At 74.7% G+C, this 15,202-nt stretch carries 13 protein-coding genes; 10 read left to right on the forward strand and 3 right to left on the reverse strand.

Annotated elements, in window-relative coordinates:
• Nucleotides 1-2: 2 nt before the first annotated feature.
• From H291_RS0105500 to amaB, 5 genes are all read left to right on the forward strand, one after another.
• Nucleotides 3-932 carry a metal ABC transporter permease gene (locus tag H291_RS0105500; protein ID WP_033326165.1) on the forward strand — a complete coding sequence of 310 codons (930 nt, stop codon included), beginning with the start codon at nucleotides 3-5 and terminating at the stop codon, nucleotides 930-932.
• Nucleotides 932-1,327 carry a Fur family transcriptional regulator gene (locus H291_RS0105505; RefSeq protein ID WP_020013979.1) on the forward strand — a complete coding sequence of 132 codons (396 nt, stop codon included), beginning with the start codon at nucleotides 932-934 and terminating at the stop codon, nucleotides 1,325-1,327. The genes H291_RS0105500 and H291_RS0105505 overlap by 1 nt, the downstream gene beginning before the upstream one ends.
• Before the next feature lie 128 nt (nucleotides 1,328-1,455).
• The gene (locus tag H291_RS0105510) at nucleotides 1,456-2,691 is read left to right on the forward strand and encodes an NAD(P)/FAD-dependent oxidoreductase (RefSeq protein ID WP_020013980.1); all 1,236 of its coding nucleotides are present in this window, start codon (nucleotides 1,456-1,458) and stop codon (nucleotides 2,689-2,691) included.
• A 17-nt stretch (nucleotides 2,692-2,708) separates the two neighbouring features.
• Nucleotides 2,709-4,163 (forward strand): 2-oxoadipate dioxygenase/decarboxylase, encoded by a 1,455-nt coding sequence (hglS, locus tag H291_RS0105515; protein WP_020013981.1) that lies wholly within the window; start codon nucleotides 2,709-2,711, stop codon nucleotides 4,161-4,163.
• A complete protein-coding gene (amaB, locus tag H291_RS0105520; protein WP_020013982.1) occupies nucleotides 4,160-5,695 on the forward strand; it encodes an L-piperidine-6-carboxylate dehydrogenase in 1,536 nt (511 codons plus the stop codon). Before hglS ends, amaB begins: the two co-directional genes overlap by 4 nt.
• Before the next feature lie 116 nt (nucleotides 5,696-5,811).
• On the opposite strand, the gene H291_RS32285 is transcribed toward amaB, so the two are convergent.
• Nucleotides 5,812-7,068, reverse strand: coding sequence for a hypothetical protein (locus tag H291_RS32285; protein ID WP_026365429.1), 1,257 nt, complete (start codon nucleotides 7,066-7,068; stop codon nucleotides 5,812-5,814).
• A 219-nt stretch (nucleotides 7,069-7,287) separates the two neighbouring features.
• On the opposite strand from H291_RS32285, the gene H291_RS0105530 reads away from it, so the two are divergent.
• The 5 genes from H291_RS0105530 to H291_RS0105550 are packed head-to-tail and all read left to right on the forward strand — an operon-like array spanning nucleotide 7,288 to nucleotide 11,918.
• Entirely contained in the window at nucleotides 7,288-8,571 is a 1,284-nt protein-coding gene (locus tag H291_RS0105530) for a hypothetical protein (protein WP_020013983.1), read from the forward strand.
• A gap of 45 nt (nucleotides 8,572-8,616) precedes the next feature.
• Nucleotides 8,617-9,375 (forward strand): ABC transporter ATP-binding protein, encoded by a 759-nt coding sequence (locus tag H291_RS0105535; protein ID WP_020013984.1) that lies wholly within the window; start codon nucleotides 8,617-8,619, stop codon nucleotides 9,373-9,375.
• The gene (locus H291_RS0105540) at nucleotides 9,372-10,130 is read left to right on the forward strand and encodes an ABC transporter permease (RefSeq protein ID WP_020013985.1); all 759 of its coding nucleotides are present in this window, start codon (nucleotides 9,372-9,374) and stop codon (nucleotides 10,128-10,130) included. The genes H291_RS0105535 and H291_RS0105540 overlap by 4 nt, the downstream gene beginning before the upstream one ends.
• A 10-nt stretch (nucleotides 10,131-10,140) precedes the next feature.
• Nucleotides 10,141-11,316, forward strand: a complete 1,176-nt coding sequence (locus tag H291_RS28830; protein ID WP_020013986.1) for a sensor histidine kinase — start codon at nucleotides 10,141-10,143, stop codon at nucleotides 11,314-11,316.
• Entirely contained in the window at nucleotides 11,313-11,918 is a 606-nt protein-coding gene (locus tag H291_RS0105550) for a response regulator transcription factor (RefSeq protein ID WP_020013987.1), read from the forward strand. The genes H291_RS28830 and H291_RS0105550 overlap by 4 nt, the downstream gene beginning before the upstream one ends.
• 13 nt (nucleotides 11,919-11,931) lie before the next feature.
• On the opposite strand, the gene H291_RS32290 is transcribed toward H291_RS0105550, so the two are convergent.
• A complete protein-coding gene (locus tag H291_RS32290; protein WP_051109386.1) occupies nucleotides 11,932-13,767 on the reverse strand; it encodes a serine/threonine-protein kinase in 1,836 nt (611 codons plus the stop codon).
• A 58-nt stretch (nucleotides 13,768-13,825) separates the two neighbouring features.
• On the reverse strand, nucleotides 13,826-15,016 hold the full coding sequence (gene dusB, locus H291_RS0105560; RefSeq protein WP_020013988.1) for a tRNA dihydrouridine synthase DusB: 1,191 nt from the start codon (nucleotides 15,014-15,016) through the stop codon (nucleotides 13,826-13,828).
• Nucleotides 15,017-15,202 lie beyond the last annotated feature (186 nt).

Genomic DNA, 15,202 nt, shown 5'->3' on the forward strand with positions numbered 1-15,202 from the left:
TCATGCTCATGCTGACCGACCCGTTCATGCAGCGGGCGCTCATCGCCGCGCTCCTGGTGGGCGTCACGGCCCCCGTGGTCGGCACCTACCTGGTGCAGCGCAAGCTCTCCCTGCTCGGCGACGGCATCGGGCACGTGGCCCTGACCGGCGTCGCGCTGGGCTGGCTCGTGGGCGCGGGCATGGGCCTGACGCCCAACGACGCCCTTGCCATCCCCGGCGCCGTGGTCGCCGCGGTGGTCGGCTCCGTGCTCATCGAGGTGGTCCGCCGGCGCGGCCGCACCTCGGGCGACCTCGCGCTGGCCATCATGTTCTACGGCGGCATAGCCGGCGGCGTGCTGCTCATCGGCATCGCGGGCGGCTCCTCGGGCAACCTGATGCAGTACCTGTTCGGCTCGATCTCCACCGTGTCCGACGCCGACCTCTGGCTCACCGTCGTGCTCTCGCTCGTTGTGCTGACCGTAGGCGTCGGGCTGCGGCACGCGCTGTTCGCCGTCAGCCACGACGAGGACTTCGCCACGGCCTCGGGCCTGCCCGTCTGGGCGCTGAACGTGGTGGTCGCCGTCGTCTCCGCGCTGACCGTGACCGTGGCCATGCGCGTCGTGGGCCTGCTGCTGGTCAGCGCGCTCATGATCGTGCCCGTCGCGATCGCCCAGCAGGTCACGCACGCGTTCGGGCGCACCATGCTCACCGCGAGCGTCGTCGGCGTCGTGGTCTGTGTGACGGGCCTGAGCATCACGTACTGGTACAACGTCTCGCCCGGCGCGACTATCGTGGTGCTCGCCATCGGGGTGTACGCGGTGGTCTCCATGCTGGCGCCGCTGCTGGGCCGGCGGCGCCCCGTGCACGACCCGCACCCCGACCTGCCCGACGACGTCGACCTGCCCGCGGCCGCCACCGAACGTGCGGCCGCCGCCGCGAAGGAGTGCCGCTGATGGCCGCACGCATGACCCGCCAGCGCACCGCCGTCGTCGAGGCCCTCGACGAGATGGCGGACTTCCGCTCGGCCCAGCAGCTGCACGAGGCCCTGCGTGCCCGCGGCGAGTCCGTGGGCCTGGCCACCGTCTACCGGGCGCTCCAGGCGCTCGCGGAGGCGAGCGAGGTGGACGTGCTGCGCGCGGAGGACGGCGAGAGCCTGTACCGCCGCTGCGCCCGCCGCGAGCACCACCATCACCTGGTGTGCCGCATGTGCGGCCGCACCGTCGAGATCGACGGTCCCACGGTCGAGGCCTGGGCCTCGAAGGTGGCCGCCGCGCAGGGCTTCGACGACATCGAGCACACGATCGAGCTGTGGGGCACGTGCGCGGACTGCCGCGCCGCCGCACGGTGACGCGCGCACAATGATCTGACGGCGCACGCGGGCCGCTTCAGCACCTGATTCCACCGAGTTCGGGGCTTGTCGCAAGAACAATTCCGGTGTCGGCCCATCTCGGCCGGAGCGCGTGGCAGGATGCGTGCATGACCTCACCACGGCGCCCCACGGACCGCCGGGGCCCGCTGCCCGCCCGCGCCGAGGTGGTGGTGGTCGGCGGCGGCGCGCTCGGCGCGTCGGTGGCGTTCCACCTCGCCGAGGACGGCGTGGACGTGCTCCTCCTGGAGGCCGACGAGCTCGCCTCGGGCAGCTCGGGCAAGCCCATCGGGGGAGTGCGCGCGCAGTTCTCCGACCCGGCCAACGTCGACCTGGGCGACCGCAGCCTGGACCTGTACGAGGACTTCGCCGTCCGCCCCGGCGCGGACATCGGGCTGCAGCAGCCGGGCTACCTGTTCCTCCTGCCGGACGCCGACGACGTCGCGCTGTTCGAGGAGTCGGTCGCCATGCAGAACGAGCACGGCGTCGCCAGCCGCATGCTCGGCCACGACGAGGTGCGCCGGCTGAACCCGTACGTCGACGCCGACCGCTACACCGGGGCCGCGTACGCCGCGCGCGACGGGTTCGCGTACCCCCACGCCGTCGTCGAGGGCTACGCGGCCGGCGCCGAGCGGCACGGTGCGACCGTCCGCACCCACGTGACCGTGCAGGACGTCGAGACCCGGGGTGACGCCGTCGTCGCCGTCTGGACCGACCAGGGCCGGGTGCGCACGGGCGCCGTCGTGCTCTGCACCGGGGCGTGGACGCGCGACCTGGCCACGAAGGCGGGCCTCGACCTGCCCGTGGACCCCTACCGGCGGCAGATCGGGTTCACGCCGCGGCTGGACCCGGCCCCGCCGCGCATCCCGTTCACGATCGACTACGGCACCACGTTCTACTTCCACAACGCGGAGCCCGGCGGCCTGCTGCTCGGCATCGCGGACCCCGAGACGCCGATCGCGTTCGAGCGCACCTACGACCCGGGCTGGCTGCCGCTGCTGCGCGAGGCGATCGAGGGCTGCGCGCCCGGGCTGACCGACGTGCCGGTCGCGCGCGGCTGGGCCGGGCTCTACGAGATGACGCCGGACCACAACGCCCTGATCGGCGAGGCCACCGGCGTGCCCGGCCGCGTGCTGTACGCCACGGGCTTCTCCGGGCACGGGTTCCTGCAGGCCCCCGCCGTCGGCGAGGTGGTGCGGGACCTGTACGCCGGCCGCACCCCGGCGATCGACGTGTCCGGGTTCGGCGCGGACCGGTTCGCCGCGGACGACGAGCCCACCCCGCCCACCACCAGCACCCGCACCACGAGCCCAGGGCGACGAGGCCCTGAGGCGAACATCATCTGAAGGACAAGGAGAGACCGATGCCGGCACCGGCGTTCCTCGAACCCTGGCAGCTGCGGGCCGCGTTCGCGCGCAGCCTCTCGGACATGTACGGCAAGGAGGTGCCCGCGTACACGACGCTGCTCGACGTGTCGCACGAGGTCAACGCGGACTTCGTGACGCAGCACGGCGCTGACGCCGAGCGGCTCGGCTCCATCGCGCGCGTCACCGCGGAGCGGCACGGCGCCATCCGGGTGGGTACCCCCACCGAGATGGCGCAGGTCGCGCGGATCTTCGGCGCCATGGGTATGCGCCCGGTCGGCTTCTACGACCTGCGGGACGCGTCGTCCAGCTCGGTGCCCGTGATCTCCACGGCGTTCCGCCCGATCGAGCGGTCCGAGCTGGCCCGCAACCCGTTCCGCGTCTTCACGTCGATGCTGGTGACCGCCGACCGCCGGTTCTTCACCGCCGACCTGGAGCAGCGGCTGGAGAACTTCCTCGGCGCCCGCACCCTGTTCGGCCCCGAGCTGCTCGCCCTCGCCGACCGCGCCGAGGCCGAGGGCGGCCTCCCCGAGGACCAGGCTGCCGAGTTCCTGCGCCTGGCCACCGCCGCGTTCGAGCTGTCCGCCGAGCCCGTGGACCAGGCCTGGTACCGCGAGCTGGAGGCGGTCAGCGCCGTGGCGGCCGACATCGGCGGCATCGCCTCCACGCACATCAACCACCTCACGCCCCGCGTGCTCGACATCGACGACCTGTACGCGCGCATGGAGGCCCGCGGCATCACGATGATCGACGCGATCCAGGGCCCGCCGGACTGGGAGGGCCCGGACGTGCTGCTGCGCCAGACGTCGTTCCGCGCGCTCGCCGAGCCCCGCACCTTCCGCACCGCCGACGGCGAGATCATCAGCGACGCCCTGCGCGTGCGGTTCGGCGAGGTCGAGGCCCGCGGCATCGCCCTGACCCGCGCCGGCCGCGCCGCGTACGACGCCGCCGTGGTCGAGATCGACGAGGCCGCCGCCGCGGCCCGCGCCGACGACCCGGGCTTCACGGAGGCGCAGCGCCAGCAGCTCGCGCGCGCCGTCTGGCAGAAGACCTTTCCCACGACCGAGGCGGCGCTCGCCGACCAGGAGCTCGGCTGGTTCACCTACGAACCGGTGGTCGAGCCTGTCGAGACCCAGGTTTCGACAGGCTCAACCCGCGAGTCGCGCGTCCCCGCCGTCGTCCGCCAGCCGATCGTCTACGAGGACTTCCTGCCCCGCTCCGCGGCCGGCATCTTCCAGTCCAACCTGACCTCCGACGGCGCCAAGGACGCCAGCCAGGAGGGCACCGAGCGTGACGCAGACTGGATGGCAGGCGCGCTCGGCCGCGACCTGAACGACCCCTTCGACCTGTACGCCGACCAGGTGGCCAGGTCCCTGACCGCCGCCGCCGAGACCCTCGGCGTCGACCCGGCCACCCTCACCACCACCCACCGCACAACGGGAGCAACGCGATGACCAGCACCACCACCGACAGCCCGCTGACGACCGAGCTGCGCGACACCGCGCTGGCCGCCCTGGAGCGGCTGGGCGCCACCGTGCCCGCCGGCACGGGCCTGCCCGTCGTGTCGCCCCTGTCCGGGCAGACGCTGCTGGAGCTGCGCCGCGACGGCGCCCCCGAGGCCGCCACCGCCGTCGGCGAGGCCGCCGAGGCGTTCACGACGTGGCGCTCGGTGCCCGCGCCGGTGCGCGGTCAGGTCGTCAAGCGCCTGGGCGAGCTGCTCACCGAGCACAAGGCCGACCTCGCGGAGCTCGTCACCATCGAGGCGGGCAAGATCACCAGCGAGGCCCTGGGCGAGGTCCAGGAGATGATCGACATCTGCGACTTCGCCGTCGGGCTCTCCCGGCAGGTCGGCGGCCGCACCATGCCGTCCGAGCGGCCGGGCCACCGCCTGATGGAGACGTGGCACCCGATGGGCGTCGTCGGCGTGATCAGCGCGTTCAACTTCCCGGTCGCGGTGTGGTCGTGGAACACGGCCGTCGCGCTGGTCTGCGGCGACACCGTGGTGTGGAAGCCGAGCGAGAAGACGCTGCTGTCCGCCGTCGGCGCGGCCGCGCTGCTCGACCGGGCGCTGGCCGAGGCCGGCTTCCCGGCCGGCGTCGCGCAGCTCCTGCTCGGCGACCGCGAGGCCGGCGAGGCCCTGGTGGCCGACCCGCGCGTCGCGCTCGTCTCCGCGACCGGTTCGGAGCGCATGGGCCAGCAGGTCGCGCCCGTCGTCGCGGCCCGCGGCGGCAAGTACCTGCTGGAGCTGGGCGGCAACAACGCGGCGATCGTCGCGCCGTCGGCGGACCTCGACCTCGCCGTGCGCGGCGCGGTGTTCTCCGCGGCGGGCACGGCCGGGCAGCGCTGCACCTCGCTGCGCCGCCTGATCGTGCACGAGTCGATCGTGGACGACGTCGTCGCGCGGCTCGCGAAGGTCTACACCGGCCTGCCCGTGGGCGACCCGCGCACCGAGGGCACCCTGGTGGGCCCGCTGGTCGACGCCGGCGCGCGCGACCGCATGCTGGCCGCCGTCGACGAGGCCGTCACCGCGGGCGGCGAGCTGGTCGTGGGCGGCACCGCCGTCTCCGTCCCGGGCGCGGAGGACGCCGCGTACGTGCACCCGGCGATCATCCGGATGCCGGAGCAGGCCGACGTCGTCAGGCGCGAGACGTTCGCGCCGATCCTGTACGTGCTGACCTACTCGGAGCTGTCCGAGGCGATCGCCGTGCACAACGACGTCCCGCAGGGCCTGTCGTCCTCGATCTTCACGCTGGACGTGCGCGAGGCGGAGACGTTCCTGTCCGAGGTCGGCTCCGACTGCGGCATCGTGAACGTCAACATCGGCACCTCCGGCGCGGAGATCGGCGGCGCGTTCGGCGGCGAGAAGTCGACCGGCGGCGGCCGCGAGTCCGGCTCGGACGCGTGGAAGCAGTACATGCGCCGGGCGACGAACACGGTGAACTACTCGACCGAGCTGCCGCTGGCGCAGGGCGTCAACTTCGGCTGACCGGCCCTGACCGGCACCTGCTCCCGCCGGACGGGCGACGGCCCGGCTCCACGCGTCACGCGCGTGGGGCCGGGCCGTCGTCGTCGGCCCCGCCGGGGGGCCGGATCAGGAACCGCTCAGGAGGCGGCCGCCGGGATGGCCATGAGGGAACCCGTCTCGGTGGTCGGGTCCGTGCTCGGGGCGTACCGGTTCACCGAGGCGATGGGCACGCCGAGACGCGCCGCGACCTCCTCGATGCTCAGGTTCTGGGCCCACCGCAGCACGCGGATCTCGCTGATCTGCGCCGTGGTGAGCGCCGGTGCCTGCTCCGCGGGCGCCGCGACGGGCGCGGGGGCCGGGGACGCCGCGACCTCGGTGGAGAGCTCCTCCCAGTCGGCGACGGGCGCCTCCACGGGCTGGCTGACCGGCAGGGCGGTGCGGTCCGCCTTCACGGGCGCGTACTTGTCCTGCAGGTGGAGCCGCTCGGCGCTGATCGTCTCGGCGACCTCGGCCGGGGCCTGGGCGGCCTCCGCGGGAGTCTCCTCGACGCGGGCCTCCTGGACAGGGGCCTCCTCGGCCAGGACCCCCTCGACCGGGCTCCCGTCCTCCGGGTTGATGGGCAGCGCGAGCTTCGGCAGCACCATCTCGGTCAGGGCGGCGGCGCGGGCGGCCGCCTCCTCCGGCGTCCGCCGGGGCGCGTCGGGCTCCGGCATCCACTCACCGGCCAGCGTCGCGGCCTCCTGGACGACGTCGCGGATGGTGCGCTCCGACTCCAGGTGTGGGCGCGTCACCTCCGCGGTCACGGCCGCGGGCACGTGCCGGTGGACCCGGCCCACCGCGGCGTTCACGTCGGCGATGCGGGCCGCGCGCTCCTCCTCGGGGGCGATCTGCGCGAGCCGCACCGCGTCGAGCATGTCCAGGACGGCCGTCTGGCGGTCGTTGTGGATCTCCGCGGCCCGGTCGAGGGCGCGCGAGCTGGAGGCCGACTGGAAGAAGAGGTGGACCGCGACCGCGGCCAGGACGGGCGCGACGGCGCGGGAGATGGCGAAGATGCCCTCTCCGAGCAGCCAGCCGTGCCAGGCGGCGAGCGCGCCGGAGAGGATGCCGACGACGATCGCGCCGCCGAGCCAGCGGGCGTGCCCGGACACCGGGCGGCCGGTCTCGAGCGCGCGGTCCGCGCGGCGGCGGCCCTCCCAGGCGAGACCGATCACCAGTGCCTCGTAGGCGACGCCGAGCGCGTAGCCGAGCCGCGGGCCCTCATAGGCAGCGATGGTGTGCGACATGCCGATGTAGGCCCAGGCCGAGAGCCCGAAGGCACCCAGGGCGAAGCCCGGGTTCCTCCGCGTGTCGGCGATGACCGCCGGAACGCGTCGGGGACGTTTCTCCGATGCCATGTTGGGTAAGTCCCTTTCGGTCAGAACAGGTGAGTGACGGTTGGGATGGTGCAAGGCTGATCTTCGTCTACTTTGCGTCCTATGCGCTCTTCACGCCGAAGATCGACCTCAATCTTTTATCGAACGATCTTCCCGGGCGCTCGAATCGGGGCTAAAAGTTATCCACAGATGATCCCGGGTGATCAAGCAGGATCATAGTTCCTGCCGAATGATGACGCTATGACTTCAACGCTTTCCGCCGCCCCGGAACCGGCCGCCGCGCTCGGCCTGCTGACCTTGCGCGAGCGCCTCGATCTCGCGACCCGGCTCGCCCACCGGCTGGTCCGGCACGTGCTCCGGCCGGCCAACGCCGACGCCGTGGCGCGCCAGGTCGCCTACGTCCGCACCGAGTCGCCCGTGCGGGTGAGCGACGTGGACCCCGAGCAGTACGACGAGGTGACGCGGGCCTGCGCCACCGACATGCTGGTGCACGCCGGGCCGCGGGAGACGGGCGGTTCCCTCGTCCGGCGACTGCTCGGGGAGGCCCCGGCCGCCGGGCCGGGCCCCGCTCCCGGGGACGACGGTACAGCCCCGGCGGGCCTCGTGATCGACGACGCCGAGCGCGCGCTGCTGGAGCAGTGGCGCGACGGCGGGGTGCTCGGCTACTTCGTCGTGACCGACCTGGTGGACGAGCACGCGGTGCTGCACAACCTGGAGGACGACCTGGAGTACCGGGTCTTCACGGGCCGCTCCGAGATCCGCTCGGTCGCGCTGGTCCCCGGGCTGCCGCTGTCCGGGCGGGTCCTGCCGGTCGGCGCGGCCTGGATCTTCGCGGGCACCCCGGCGGTCTTCTCGCCGGACGTCATCGAGGGCGTGGTGCGCGCCGTCGTCGCGCTGCTGACGTCGTCGCCCTGCCCGGCCTACCGCAACCCGCGCACGCTCGCCCGCGCCCGCGAGCTCGTCGCCGACCACCACCGCGCCTTCCGGGACCTGTTCGGGGACGTCGTGGTGGAGGGCACGGCGTCGCACGTCCTGGACTGCTGCCTGCGGTTCAAGGACCGGATCGGCGCCCCCGCGGAGGAGTTCGCCCTGTTCGGCGCCCTGCGCGACGCGCGCTGGCTGCCCGACGACGCCGCGGACCCCGACGACGCGACGTTCGCCCTGGTGCACCACCCGGTGCGGGGGCTGCGGATGCTCGACTGGTACGCGCAGCTCCGCGAGGTGCACACCGCGCCCCTGCTGCCGTGGAAGCCCCGGAGGCTCGCGCAGGTGCTCGCCGACCCGGACGCGCCGTCGTGGGTGCTGGGCCTGCTCGCCGAGCGCCACCCGGACCACCTCGACGCGCTGTACCGGACGGCGTCCGGCCGCCCCGGCTTCGTGTGGGCGAACGACGGCGCCGCGCTCCTGCGGGACCGTGAGCCGGCGGCGGGCCGGGACGAGCCGGGGATCGTCATGGCCTCGTCGATCATGGGCCGGGTGCCGCCGCCGGGAGGCGACATGACGGATGTCATCCCGACCTGGTGACACCCGGCAGCGGTACCGCCCGCGGCGCCCCAGCAGGGTGGAGGCATGACACCGACCAGCAGCTACGCCATCGAGGCCAGGGGCCTCGCCAAGGAGTTCCGCGGCGCCGGGGGCACCGTCCGCGCCGTCGACGGGCTGGACCTCGCGGTCCGGCCCGGTGAGGTGGTGGCCTTCCTGGGGCCCAACGGCGCCGGCAAGACCACCACCGTCGACCTGGTGCTCGGCCTGGCAGCGCCCACGTCGGGGACGGTCCGCGTGTTCGGCAAGGAGCCGGCCCGGGCCATCGCCGACGGCCAGGTCGCCGCGGTCATGCAGACCGGCGGCCTCCTGCGCGACATCACGGTGGGGGAGAGCGTCGAGCTCACCGCCGCCCTGTTCGGCCGCACGAGCCCGGCCGGGCCGTTCCTGGAGCGCGCCGGGATCGCCGACCTCGCCGACCGCCCGGTCGGCAAGTGCTCCGGCGGCCAGCAGCAGCGCCTGCGGTTCGCGATGGCCCTGGTCTCCGAGCCCGACCTCCTCCTGCTCGACGAGCCCACCACCGGCATGGACGTGCGGGGGCGGCGCGACTTCTGGACCGCGATCCGGCACGACGCCGAGGCCGGCCGCACCGTCGTGTTCGCCACGCACTACCTCCAGGAGGCCGAGTCCTACGCCGACCGGGTCGTCCTGATCAGCCGGGGCCGCCTGGTCGCGGACGGCACCGTCGCCGAGGTCAAGGCCCTGGCCGGGTCCGGCAGCCTCGAGGACGTCTTCCTCGACCTCACCGAGGAACCCGCCACCCCCGCCGAAGGAGGCACCCGATGACCGCCGTCTCCCAGCCCGTCGCGATCCGCGCCTACCTGCGGCTCGAGCTGCGCCGCATGCTCCGCGACCGCCGCACCGTCCTCTTCTCGCTCCTCGTCCCGCCCGCCGTGTTCCTGTGGGCCGGCACCTCCGCCGAGAACAGGGCCACCGAGATCGCTCCCGGCACCAACCTCACGGCCTCGCTCCTGGTCTCCGTCGCGCTGTACGGCGCGCTGCTGACGGCGACGTCGGGCGGCGCGGGAGTGGCGGTCGAGCGCGCCCAGGGCTGGACCCGCCAGCTCCGCCTCACCCCGCTCGCGCCGTGGGCCTACGTGCAGGCCAAGGTGCTCGCCTCGATGGTCCTCGGCGCGGGCTCCGTGCTCGTCACGTTCGCGGCAGGCGCGTTCGCGGGTGCCCGGATGCCGGTGTCCGCCTGGGTCCTGTGCGCGCTCGCCGCCTGGGCCGGCTCGCTCGTGTTCGCAGCGTTCGGCCTGCTCATGGGGTACCTCCTGCCCACCGACGGCGTGCTCAAGTACCTCAACCTCATCCTGACGGCGCTGGCGTTCGCCGGCGGCCTGTTCCTGCCCTTCAGCGACGGCACCCCGATGGCCGCGCTCTCCCGGGTCATGCCCACCTTCGGCCTCGCCGAGCTCGCCCGCGCCCCGCTCGGCGGCGGCTCCCTCGAGGTCGTCGCCGTGGTCAACATCGTGGCCTGGGCCGCGATCTTCCTCGCCGGGGCCGCCTGGCGGTTCCGCACGGACACGGCCCGGGTGTGAGGATGACCGCGTGACGACCGACAACGAACCCACGGACAGGCCCGTCACCGGCCCGGCGCCGCGGCGGGCCTGGACCGGCCCGCTGCTCGCCGCGATCTGGCTCGTCTTCCTCGCCGTGCCGCTGCGCGACGCCGCCGCCGCGGCGACCGTCCCGCTGCGCGTGGCCGGGCTGGCCGGCGTCGCCGGGCTCGCCGCCCTGTTCGCCTGGTCCTTCGTGCGGCACTGGTCCGGCCGGACGACGACGCGGCGCACCGCCGCCCTCGTCGTCCTCGCCGAGCTCGCGTGCGTCGCGCTCGTCGCGGTCGCCGCCGGGCAGGCGGGTCTGATCGGCCTCGTCTTCGTGTGCACCACGGTGGTCGTGCTCGCCTCCCCGCGCGTCGCCGCCGCGGCCGTCGCCGCCGTCGTGCTCGCGCTCGTGGCGCTGCCCCGCGTGGTGGCCGGCTGGCAGCCCGACGACGGCCTCGTGCTCACCACCCTGCTCGCCGCCCTCGCCATGTACGCCTTCCGCCGCGCCGCCGAGCGCAACCGCCGGCTCCGCCTCGCGCAGGAGGAGGTCGCCGCGCTCGCCGTCGCCCAGGAACGCGACCGCATCTCCCGCGACATGCACGACATCCTCGGCCACTCCCTGACCGTCGTGTCCGTGAAGGGCGAGCTCGCCGCCCGCCTCCTGCGCAGCGAACCGGCCGAGGACGGCGCCCCCGCCCGCGCCCCCGGCGTCGAGCGGGCCGAGGCCGAGCTCACCGAGATCCAGGCGCTCGTGCGGTCGGCGCTCGCGGACATGCGCGGCATGGTGTCCGGCGAGCGGCAGGTCACGCTCGCGGGCGAGCTCGCCGCCGCCCGCTCGGCCTTCGACGCCGCTGGCCTGGCCGCGGAGCTGCCCGGCACGGTCGACGACGTCGCCGAGGAGTACCGCGACGTGTTCGCCTGGGCGCTGCGCGAGGGCACCACGAACGTGCTCCGGCACGCCGCCGCGCGCCGCGTCGTCGTCGCCCTGACCCCGGCGAGCCTCGTCATGGACGACGACGGGCGTGGCCTGCCCCCGGACCGGCCCGCGTCGTCGGGCGGGAACGGGCTGCGGGGGCTGACCGAACGGGCCACGGCCGCCGGCCTGGTCGTCGAGACCGGGCCGAGCCCGCTGGGCGGCCTCCGCCTCGCGGTGCACGCCGACGGAGAGGACCCCGCATGATCCGCCTGCTGCTCGCCGACGACCAGGCCCTGGTGCGCGGCGCGCTCGCCGCCCTGCTGGACCTGGAGCCGGACCTGGAGGTCGTGGCCCAGGTGGGCCGCGGCGACGAGGTGGTGCCGGCGGCGCGCGAGGCGGGGGCCGACGTCGCCCTGCTCGACGTCGAGATGCCCGGCCTGGACGGGATCGCCGCGGCCGCCGCGCTCGCCGCGGACGTTCCCGGCTGCCGGTCGCTCGTCGTGACCACGTTCGGGCGCCCGGGCTACCTGCGGCGCGCGCTCGACGCGGGGGCCGCCGGGTTCGTCGTCAAGGACACGCCTTCGGGCCAGCTCGCCGACGCCGTGCGCCGCGTGCACTCGGGCCTGCGCGTGGTGGACCCCGACCTGGCGGTCGCGTCGCTGACCGTGGGGGCCAGCCCGCTCACCGAGCAGGAGTCGCGGGTGCTGACCCTGGCGGCCGACGGCGGGACCGTGGCCCAGGTCGCGGGCGAGGCCCACCTGTCGGAGGGCACGGTGCGCAACTACCTGTCCTCCGCCATGGGCAAGACCGGTGCGCGGACGCGCGCCGAGGCGGTGCGGCTCGCGCGGGAGAACGGCTGGCTGTGACGCCCTGGGCCGGCTACTGGCCGGCCGGGACCCACTCGTCCGGCAGCGTGAAGTTCCTGCCGAACTCGGCACTGCGGTAGCCGTCCCGCTCCGCGGTCACCGTCACCCGCGCCTGGTGGCCGGCCCGGCCGCCGCCGATCCAGATGCGCCGGCTGGGCGCGTAGTTTCCCCACTTGATGGTCTCGCCGCGGGTGACGTCCACCCAGGACCACGTGTAGGTGACGTCCGGGTCCTGGTCGACGTCGCAGTGGGCGAACCAGCCGGAGTTCTCCTTGCCCGGGCTCAGGAGGATCGAGCAGCTCGGCTGCGGCACGCTGGGCTGCGGCACCGTGCCGGTGGCGTCGGAGAGCGCCGCGGCCTCGGCGTATCCCGACCGGGTGCCGGTCAGCCGGACCTGGACCGGCTTGCCCACGTCGCCGAGCGCGACGGTGTAGCTGCAGGACCCGAGGTTGTCCCGTTCCTCGCCGCCGATGCTCCACACGCACGTGGTGCCGGACGGCTCCGGCGACCAGCCGGTCGCCTGCGCGGTGATCTTCTGGCCCACCTGGACCGACGCGGGGATCGACACGGTGCCCGGGCGGAACCGGGCGGGGGCGGCGGCCTGCTCCTCGGCGGGTTCGGTCTCCTGCTCCTCGACGGGCGTGGCGGACGGCGCGCTGGGGGAGGGCGACGGCTTCTTCGACGGCTCCGACGCGCTGGGGCTGGGGCTCGGCGTGGTGGACGGCTCCGCGGGCGCGGACCCGTCGGCCTGGGGCGCCCCGACCGTGCCGGACGTGTCGTCGGGTCCCAGGAAGTGCACGAGCGCCGCCGCGGCCCCGCCGCCGGCCAGCACGAGGCCGAGCGCGACCAGGCCGGTCAGGACCCGGCGCCGCACCCGGCCCGGCGGGTTCTCCTCCGGGCGGTCCGGCACAGCCGCCGACTCCTCGGCCGGCTCCGACCCCGCGCCCAGCACCGTGTCCGCGCCGGTCAGGCGGGCGCTCGTCAGGCCCGTGACCTCGGGCTCCACGTAGGGCAGGTGGGCGAGCGAGGCGAGCACCGCCGCCGTCGTCGGGCGCGCGGCCGGGTCCTTGGCCAGGCACGCGGCCACCAGGCCGCGCAGGCCGGCGGGCACGACGTCGAGGGCGGGCGGCTCGTGCACGATCCGGTAGGTGACCGACGCCAGGCTGCCCGTCCCGAACGGCGGGGTCCCGGACGCCGCGAGGTGGGTGACGGCGCCGAGCGACCACACGTCGGTGGCGGTGCCGACGGCCTCGCCGCGGGCCTGCTCGGGCGACATGAACTGCGGCGTCCCCGGCTGGGCTCCGGTGGTGGTCAGCGAGGTGGCGTCGGCGTCCGCGACGACGCCCAGGTCGATCAGCACCGGCCCGTCGGGGCCGAGCAGCACGTTGGTAGGCTTCACGTCCCGGTGGACGAGCCCCTCGCGGTGGATCGCGTCGAGGGCCTCGGTGAGGCCCAGGACGAGCTCGCGGACGGCGTCCTCGGGCAGGCTGCCCAGCTCGGCGATGGCGTGCGCCAGGGTGGGCCCTGGCACGTGCTCGGTGGCCAGCCACGGCGTGGCCGCGTCGACGTCGAAGTCGACGACGGCCGCCGTGCGGCGGCTGCGCACCCGGGTCGCGGCCGACACCTCGCGGCGGAACCGGGTCCGGAACTCGCTCTCGCCGGTGCGCTCCGGGTGGATCACCTTGATCGCGAGCAGGCGGCCGCTGCGGGTCGCCCCGAGGTACACCACGCCCATGCCGCCCTGGCCCAGCCGGCCGCGGATCTCGTAGCCGCCGATCTCGGGCGGGTCGTCGGCGGTGGTGGGCTTGATCTCGGGCACGCTGACACGGCGCGCGACGTCGGACAGCACGGAAGGAGCGTAACGGACCTGGTCGGGGTGGCGGACGCCGGGCCCGGCCGCCCGCCGTTCAGCCGCCGCTGACGCTCAGCTCGGCCTCGCGCAGCTTGGCCTCGAACTCCTCGGACAGGTCCCGCGAGTCCAGCCAGCCGTACGGCAGGTGCGGGGTCTTGGGCGAGCCGGCGCGGCCGCGGGGGCCCTCGGCGTCCTCGCCGGGGTACGGCGCGTCCAGGTCCAGGGCGTCGAGCCGCTCGCGCAGCTCGTCCAGGGTGTCGATCAGGGCGAGGGAGTGCCGCTTCTCGCCGCCGACGGCGTAGCCCTTGAGGTACCAGGCCATGTGCTTGCGCAGGTCGCGCATGCCCTTGCCCTCGTCGCCGTCGAAGTACTCGACCATGAGCAGGCCGTGCCGGTAGATCGTGTCGGCGACCTCGCGCAGGCCGGGCCGCACGCGCAGGTCGGAGCCGTTGAACGCGGCGGCCAGGTCGGCGAACAGCCACGGGCGCCCCTGGCAACCGCGGCCCACGACGACGCCGTCGGCCCCGGTCTCCTCGACCATGCGCACGGCGTCCTCGGCGGACCAGATGTCACCGTTGCCGAGCACCGGGACGGTGCGTACGGCCTCCTTGAGGCGCGCGATGGCCTCCCACTCGGCCTGGCCGGAGTAGTGCTGGGCGGCGGTGCGGGCGTGCAGGGAGACGGCGGCGACGCCGAGCGACTCCGCGATCCGGCCGGCCTCGAGGTAGGTCAGGTGGTCGTCGTCGATGCCCTTGCGCATCTTGATGGTCACGGGCACGCCGTGCGGCTCGGCGGCCTCGACCGCGGCCCGGACGATGTCCGTGAAGAGCTGCTTCTTCCACGGCAGGGCGGCGCCGCCGCCCTTGCGCGTCACCTTGGGCACCGGGCAGCCGAAGTTCAGGTCGACGTGGTCGGCCCGGTCCTCGCCCGCGATGATCTTCACGGCCGCGCCCACGGTCGCCGGGTCCACGCCGTACACCTGCGCCGAGCGCGGCGTCTCCTCCGGGCCGAAGGTGACGATCCGCAGGGCCTCGACGTTGCGCTCCACGAGCGCGCGGCTGGTCACCATCTCCGCGACGTACAGGCCCGGGTCGAAGCCGCCCGACTGGCCGGCCTCGCGGCAGAGCGTGCGGAAGGCGCGGTTGGTCACGCCGGCCATCGGTGCGAGCACCACCGGCGTGCCCACCGTGACGGGCCCGATCTGGAGGGGCTTGAGCAGCGGGGTCGGGGCGAGCGCGGAAGTCACGGGTCCATTCTGGCGTACGCGGGCGCGAGGGCGCTGCGACGCGGGCCACAGGTCCGCCATGCACCGCCGAAGCATCTTTTGCCGACCTCTGTCGGACATGTTTCTAATGGCACTGCCGGAGCATCGTGCGGGGGCGCGTGCGACGGGGACGTGAAACCGGGCAACCGGACCGTGCACGACCGCATG

The sequence above is a fragment of the Promicromonospora sukumoe 327MFSha3.1 genome (assembly GCF_000385135.1).
GTDB lineage: Bacteria > Actinomycetota > Actinomycetes > Actinomycetales > Cellulomonadaceae > Promicromonospora > Promicromonospora sukumoe_B.